Annotated in this window: 4 protein-coding genes; all 4 read right to left on the bottom strand. The window is 38.3% G+C overall.

The features are described 5' to 3' along the window. Positions 1-171 precede the first annotated feature (171 nt). On the bottom strand, positions 172-780 hold the full coding sequence (locus F6K22_RS31225) for a hypothetical protein (protein WP_293107218.1): 609 nt from the start codon (positions 778-780) through the stop codon (positions 172-174). A gap of 576 nt (positions 781-1,356) precedes the next feature. Continuing rightward, a complete protein-coding gene (locus F6K22_RS31220; RefSeq protein WP_293107215.1) occupies positions 1,357-2,652 on the bottom strand; it encodes a glycoside hydrolase family 10-like protein in 1,296 nt (431 codons plus the stop codon). 204 nt (positions 2,653-2,856) lie between these two features. Continuing rightward, positions 2,857-4,134, bottom strand: coding sequence for an aspartate aminotransferase family protein (locus F6K22_RS31215; RefSeq protein WP_293107212.1), 1,278 nt, complete (start codon positions 4,132-4,134; stop codon positions 2,857-2,859). 617 nt (positions 4,135-4,751) lie between these two features. Next, positions 4,752-5,026, bottom strand: a 275-nt coding sequence (locus F6K22_RS31210) for a hypothetical protein (RefSeq protein ID WP_293107209.1), incomplete at its 5' end; no start/stop codon positions are given.

The following is a 5,026-nucleotide window of genomic DNA, read 5'->3' as shown; positions in this document are numbered from 1 at the left end:
ATTACTTTCTGCAATAACCACATTTGTAATTAGGGTTTGCTTATGGAAAGTATGAGTGGTAGGGGTAGGAGACAGGAGAAGAGAAGAAAAAATTTTCATAATTAGTCAATCCTATCCGTTTTCAAGGAGAGGTAATTGTTAATTATTAATTATTAATTATTAATTGTTGACCTACCGACCTGAATATAAACGCATTAGAGCAGTACCTGTAATTGCAGCAACAAAAAACCAGGTAACAAATAAACCGATCGCCTCACCAATAAATAGACCGATCGCCCTATAAACTAAGCCACCGACTAACCAACCTAGAGGCAAACCAATTGCCCAAGCAATAATATTTGCAATTATCCACAACTCCTCCCGATAGATTTGCTTCCTGAGTACAAACCATTGACCTAATCCCAAAATCGCCCCCACAATAGCACCATTAATAAATCCGTGAAACAACCTCAAAAATATTTGCTCCGTTCGTGGAGCTATCCAACCTAAAGCTCCTAAACTACTCGCCCCTATAAATAACCAACTCACAATACTCACCACTACCCACCATTTGCTACGAAAAATCCGATTTCTCAGTATCAACCATTGTGCTAATCCCACCACAGCTCCACCGATAGCTCCTGAGAAAGCACCAACATAAGGTCTCACACCTATTTCCACAAATATTAAGCTGAGGAAAAAGCCGACAATAGTGAAAAATACCCACTCCAAGCAAAAACCCCATGAAATTTTTTGGGGTTTGGTCCGGGAGGGATGATAATACAACTTGGTAAGTGACATCAAATAAATTTTCTAGCAACTTTAATATTAACAGGACTTACGCACACCGAACCCAGAAATCCGGTTTTTCGTAGATGTCTGTTGTTAAAATATCAGATTTCTTTGCATAATATAGAACCCGGTTATATAATATATGTGGCTTTGTTGCATGAAAGTATATAGCTGCTGCACTTGCTCCGCATATGTACTTCATCAGGTGCGGAAACTGCTGTAACTATTGGACAATAGATGAATAAAACATCAATATAATACAAAAAAAGGCTGAAACTTTTACCTGTAAAGGTTTTGAGAGTCTATCGGTAAACCCTAACTATTGGACAATAGATGAATAGAACATCAATAATCGCGAAAGAGAGCGATATAGCTGTCGCACTTACTCCGCGTTTCATGTGCGAACCAAAGCGGAATGGATGTTCTATCGCTACTTTTATGCAACAAAGCCAATATATGTTGATAATTCTATAATTACTTCAATCTCCCCACACTCCCCACACTCCCCACACTCCCCACACTCCCCACACTCCCCATCCTCCCCACACTCCCCATCCTCCCCACACTCCCCATCTCCCCATATCTTCATTTCGGGCGAGATACAGAAGTAGGAAACATTTTCTTAAACTCAACACGCCGCTCTTGGGGTGAGTCTGGAGTCATATAACTCCATAAAGTTTCCCAATAGAAAAAAGATACTCCAGCAAAGTTACGATCGCGCACTGCTTTTACCTGTTGTTGAATTTTCTCAATTGTCATGGGTGTTTTCAAGGTACCTGTGAGAATACCAATACTGAAAGGAATTTTATTTTTAGCAATTTTGAGTGAGGGTTGCTCCAACTCTTTTATAAATGAAGGTAGATCGTCTCGATACACCTGCAAAATAAATTCATCTACTAAGCCTCTCTTTATCCAAGTTTGCCAATCTTGTAGATATAATTTGTAGGCAAAATCATAGGGATTAGAAGACACAGACACAATACAGTTTGGTTTGACAGCTTTAATAGATTTGTAAAGTCTTTCGATAAAGGCAGTAATTTGATTTGCCCGCCATTCCATCCATTCTGGGTCTGTAAAATCTTTTGGAGGCATTTTGCCCTGATGTTGTTCTCGATAAAGGTGAACTGTAACCGGATCGTAGCCAAATTGTACTGGCATTCCAAAGCGATCGTCTATTTGAATTCCATCAACATCGTATTTTTTGACAACTTCTAATATTAGGTCGAGAATAAAGTTTTGCACCTGGGGATGAATGGGGTTAAGCCAAACATTGTAGATGGAGAGCGACTGTTGCAGTTGGGTTAATAAAGACTGTTCATCTGATTCAGGGAGTAAATCTTTCAGCTCTAGTTCAAAAAAATCTTCAGAAAAATTTCTATTTTTGTCAAGACTTGTTGTCACCCAGTGAGGATGACGTTTGACTAATAGAGAGTTTATTGGAGCCATGAAACCATATTCAAACCAAGGGATAACTCGTAGACCTTGGCGATGAGATTGTTTAAATATTTCTCTGAGTACATCTTGACCAAGGCGAAATGTAGCAAGAGTTGGGTCTTGAGGTTGACCTGTGATTTTTTTTGCGATATCACTGGGGTAAAAGGTGTTACCTCGGTTCCAGGTTACGGGATAAACAGTATTGAAATTGAGTTGAGAAAGTTGACGGAGGGCGCGATTAATTCCCCACGGAGTGAATAATACGCTACTACTAACGTTAGTTATCCAGACTCCCCGCACTTCTTTTTTTTCAGGTGTAGTTTTAGCGGTGACTGGAGTTGGCGAGATTACTATTGCGTATAACGAAATAGAAAGGAGAGCGATCGCTACTCCCACTACTAGCCATATTTTTAATCGTTTTAATTTATGATTAATTTTATAAGTCATTATTTTGGTAAACTTTCCAACTTTCCGCTCTCTAAATATTTCTAACGTTATAGTTTTTGCCTACTACACCAAACAGCCAAAATCACAACCTTTGTAGGGACGTTCCATGGAACGTCTCTACAGTATTGTATAGCATTACGCAAATAGGTGAGGACATTTATAAATGCTCAAACTCAGTCAGAAATTACTTCTGACTTGTGACTTCTAACTTCTGACTTCAACATTAGCGATCGCTTTTGCTAAAGCATCCATAGCTTCCGTTACTTCAGTCTCAGTAACTATGAGTGGAGGCACAAACCGCAAGACTTTTGGACCCGCAGGCACAATTAACAACCCCTCATTCATGGCAGCTTTGACTAGATCGATAGAAGTCAACTCTATATCTGCATTTAATTCTATACCATTAATCAAACCCCAACCTCGTACTTCAGTGAATAAGTTAGGATATTTAGCAGCAATAGCATTTAATCCTACCCGTAACTGTTCCCCCCTCTGCTGTACATTTGCCAACAAATTTTCCTGTTCCAAAGTTTGACAAACTGCCAACGCTACTGCACAAGCAAAAGGGTTTCCGCCAAAAGTGCTAGCATGACTGCCTGGTTCAAATACATCACAGTGAGATTTACATAACATTGCGCCGATGGGGATACCTCCTCCTAACCCCTTAGCGGAAGTTAAAATATCTGGTTCGATGCCGAGATTTTCATATCCCCAAAGTTTGCCACTGCGACCCATTCCTACTTGTACTTCATCTAATATTAAAAGAATACCTTTCTCATTACAAATTTCTCTAATTCTTTGGAAATAAGCTACATCACCAGGGCGCACCCCCCCTTCTCCCTGGAGTGCTTCTAGCATAATAGCTGCAACTTGTCGTTTGTCTTTGTCTAATTCAGCGATCGCGCTTTCTATAGCAGCAATATCATTGTAGGGTACATAATAAAATCCTGGCATTAAGGGGCTAAAACCTTTGTGATATTTTGGTTGCCCAGTTGCGGTAATAGTTGCCAGAGTTCTCCCATGGAAGCTAGCATGGGCAGTCAAAATTGTTGGATTTTCGATGTTTAACTTTTCATGGGCATATTTCCGGGCAAGTTTTATTGCTCCTTCGTTAGCTTCCGCTCCAGAATTACAGAAAAATGCTTTGTCAGCGCAAGAATGTTGTATCAACCACTGTGCCAATTCTCCCTGAACTGGAATATAGTATAGATTAGATACATGATGTAATCTTTGAATTTGCTCTGACACTGTTGCCATCATCACGGGGTGAGCGTGACCGAGAGTGCAAGTAGCAATTCCAGCAACAAAATCTAAATATTCTTTTCCTTCAGTATCCCAAACGCGACAACCTTCACCCCGTTCGAGGGCAATGGGAAAACGCCCGTAAGTATTCATTACATAAGTGTTGAAGTTGTCAGCACTAAATGTTGTATATGCGCTTGGTGTTTCTAAAGACTGTTTAACTATTGTTTCTGGAGTCATAAGTTATATCCTCAAAATCAACATCAATCTTAACTAAATATTACGAGAGAATATAGATTTTTTCCGCTTTTTTTAATTTATCATATTTTTCGCAAACGCAAAAGTAGTATCATATTTTATCAATTATTATTTCTATCATTGGAGATTATTTAGATTATTTTAAAGTTTCTCTTTGTTATTAATAAATGAATTTAATAGTGGTGATGGCGATCGCTATTTTGTCAGTCTGTGAGAATTTATATTGTTTTAGAAACAATCATCTCTGTTCCATATTAAAATTTCCAACTTTCCCAACAATTATGAGTAGATTAACCATTGAAAAAAATGTAAACATTCAGCTCTTAGCTAATGGCTGAATGCTTACAATTATTTTGGTAAATTCTATTTTTTTAACTGGCTATTGGCTTTTAGCATTCAGCTAGCCTCCTGGGTCGGAACTGCGTTAACAGCTTTTTGAGCTTGGGTAAAACATCCCCTGCTTCTATAAGCAGGATAGTTTAGGAGGGGTAACATTCCCCTTCTAAACGTTTAGTGCTGACTGCTGAGTGCTGATTGCTGATTGCTTTTTTAAGGAGAAGTAATTATTAATTATTAATTATTAATTATCCATTATTAACTTATCTCTTAATTTTTAACCCAGTCATAAGTTCCAGGTCTGTTCTAAACAACAGAGCATCTCGACTACGGATATCAATAATAGTTACATTTTGATTATTTCCCTTATCCCAATAAAGAATTGCTACTTGAACTCTAGCTTGTTTATCTATTGCACTAATTATCCCACCGATAGGAGAAAGAAGACGTTTAGCTACACTTTTTTGTACTTGGCTTTTAGCATATTGTCCTGTAGAAATTTCTGTAATATCGTCTTTCTTTGAAGTAAAGTTACCAA

The organism is Okeania sp. SIO2F4, assembly GCF_010672385.1.
In the GTDB taxonomy this organism is placed as follows: Bacteria; Cyanobacteriota; Cyanobacteriia; order Cyanobacteriales; family Microcoleaceae; genus Trichodesmium.
Note: the sequence above shows the minus strand (reverse complement) of the source record. Positions and strands in the feature narration are given on the sequence as shown.

What these genes read in the sequence shown, in the direction of transcription:
- F6K22_RS31225 (WP_293107218.1), bottom strand. Translation starts at nt 780, where the DNA reads ATGTCACTTACCAAGTTGTATTATCATCCCTCCCGGACCAAACCCCAA.
- F6K22_RS31220 (WP_293107215.1), bottom strand. Translation starts at nt 2,652, where the DNA reads ATGACTTATAAAATTAATCATAAATTAAAACGATTAAAAATATGGCTA.
- F6K22_RS31215 (WP_293107212.1), bottom strand. Translation starts at nt 4,134, where the DNA reads ATGACTCCAGAAACAATAGTTAAACAGTCTTTAGAAACACCAAGCGCA.